3 protein-coding genes are annotated in these 2,173 nt (G+C 71.7%); 2 read left to right on the top strand and 1 reads right to left on the bottom strand.

Annotated elements, in window-relative coordinates; genetic code table 11:
- The coding region (locus ACTWQJ_RS50545; RefSeq protein WP_443313066.1) for a penicillin acylase family protein at nt 1-366 on the bottom strand (366 nt) is incomplete at its 3' end.
- A gap of 78 nt (nt 367-444) precedes the next feature.
- On the opposite strand from ACTWQJ_RS50545, the gene ACTWQJ_RS50540 reads away from it, so the two are divergent.
- Both ACTWQJ_RS50540 and ACTWQJ_RS50535 read left to right on the top strand, forming a co-directional pair.
- Entirely contained in the window at nt 445-1,155 is a 711-nt protein-coding gene (locus ACTWQJ_RS50540; protein WP_443313065.1) for a siderophore-interacting protein, read from the top strand.
- Between the two features lie 114 nt (nt 1,156-1,269).
- On the top strand, nt 1,270-1,947 hold the full coding sequence (locus tag ACTWQJ_RS50535; protein WP_443313064.1) for an HdeD family acid-resistance protein: 678 nt from the start codon (nt 1,270-1,272) through the stop codon (nt 1,945-1,947).
- Nucleotides 1,948-2,173: the final 226 nt, after the last annotated feature.

The raw sequence follows: 2,173 nt of genomic DNA, 5'->3' as shown, positions 1-2,173 counted from the left end.
GGGTTCCCAGTGGCCGGGGGCCAGTCCGGTCGCGGCGAACTCGGGCGTACGGCGGGCGCCTTCGGCGAGGCCGTCGTTGACGCCGTCGACGTAGGCCCGGACCCAGTCGGACATGTCGGGGTCCAACGCGTCGAAGCAACGTCTCGCCGTGTCGTCCAGCCGCGCCCGTCTCGCGAAGACGTCCCAGGCCACGGCGTCCGGACCGAGGAAGGACGCCGAGGTGCCCTGGGCGCGGTGGCGTTCGACCTCCAGTTGCCAGGCGCGGTCGAGGGCGGTGACCCGGCCCTGGGCGCGGGCGAGTTCACGGGCGCCGGAGGCGCGCAGATGCGGGATGCCCCAGGCATCGCGGTGGATCTCGGTGGTCACCCTGTCGCCCTTCTGTGCTTTAGGTTAGGCTCACCTAAGTGAGTCGTGGCGGAATCGTACGCGAAGGGTGAAGACGCGATGGGGCAGGGGCGGGGTTGGGAGGGCACGGTCCTCAGGCTGCTGCGGGCGAAGGACTTCGTGTTCACCGTGACGGGCGCCGAGGACGTCACCGCCGAGTACCGGCGGCTCCACCTCACCGACGGCGGGATGCTCGCGGCGACCGGCGTGCACCCGACGATGTGGGTCCGGCTGTGGTTCGACAACGCGGGAAAGCCGCACCAGCGGGCGTACACGCTGGTCGACCCGGATCCGGCGGCCGGCACCTTCAGCCTCGAGTTCGCACTCCACGAGGGGTGCGCCAGTGACTGGGCGCGGGCGGCGAAGCCAGGGGACACGATCGAGGCGACGGTGCAGGGGACGGGTTTCCAGCGGCCCCAACCCGAGCCCTCGCACGTCTTCGCGATCGGGGACCCGGCCTCGCTGCCCGCGCTCAACTCCCTCCTCGACGAACTGGGTTCGGCGCCGGCGACGATCTGGTTCGAGGGCCAGGTGGACGGACTGCCGTACCGGGGAGACAACGACCGCCACGAGCTGCGCACGCTCCCCCGCGGACACCTGGTCGACGACGTGAAGACGACGCTGCCCGAACTCCTGGCGGCCACCTCGCACCCGTACGTCTGGATCGCCTGCGACACCGCGACGACCCGCACACTGTCGGCGTACGTCCGCAAGGACCTGTCCGTGCCGAAGGACCGTATGCACGCGCTGGGGTACTGGCGCGCGACCTGACGCCGGCGCGGGATCATCGATCTGCGAAGGCGGCCAAGGCCGCGAGGAAGTAGCTGTCAGCCGAGTGGCCCGCCCCGGGATGCGGGCCGCTCGTCGGCGTTCCCAGCATGGAGCATGACCGAGCCACCGAGCGGCTCCCCCTGGGGTCCCGAGTACGACGACCGGCGCGTGCACGCCACCCGTGGCCCGCACGCGCCGCGACCGCCGTACGACGGCCCCGAACCGCCCTTCGAGGGACCACTGCACCTGATCTCCCGCGCCGCGTGGCAGGTCGTGCTGGTCACCGGAATCGCCTCGCTGGTCCTGGGCATCCTGATCCTGCTCTGGCCGGGCGCCTCGCTGCTGGCCGCCGGCATCCTCTTCGGCCTCTACCTCCTCATCAGCGGCGTCCTCCAGCTCGCCTCCGCCTTCGGCACCCACAAGACGACCTCGCTGCGCGTGCTGGCCTTCATCAGCGGCGCCCTGTCCATCCTGCTCGGCCTGTTCTGCTTCCGCGGCGCCATGCAGTCGATCCTGCTGCTCGCGCTGTGGATCGGCATCGGCTGGCTGTTCCGCGGGATCGCCCAGACCCTGGCCGCCGCGTCCGACCCGGCGGTGCCCGCCCGAGGCTGGCAGATCCTCCTCGGCATCGTCACCGTCCTCGCCGGGGTCGTTCTGATCGTCTCCCCGTTCGAGTCGGTCGCCGTCCTCACGATCGTCGGCGGTTGCTGGCTGATCGCGGTGGGCATCGTCGAACTCCTCACGGCGCTGCGCATCCGCGCCCTCACCCGCCACGTCCCCCGCGAGCTGTGACCGGGAGGACCTCATGCCCGTCATGCCCGAGCCCCGTACGCCGAACGAGCGAATAGCGCAGACGGCGCGAGGGGCCTCGTCCGCCCGCCGGGGAGATGAGCAGCCATGAACGCCGTCCCGTCTCCGAGTCGCTGGGCACGGGTGGTCGTGCTGTTGCTCGCCCTGCTCGTGCCGGCGGCACACACCGACGCGGTCGCCGTGCCCGCCGTGGCCGTGGTGGGGGAGG

It is taken from the genome of Streptomyces sp. KR55, assembly GCF_052245645.1.
Lineage (GTDB): Bacteria > Actinomycetota > Actinomycetes > Streptomycetales > Streptomycetaceae > Streptomyces > Streptomyces flavusporus.
Note: the sequence above shows the minus strand (reverse complement) of the source record. Positions and strands in the feature narration are given on the sequence as shown.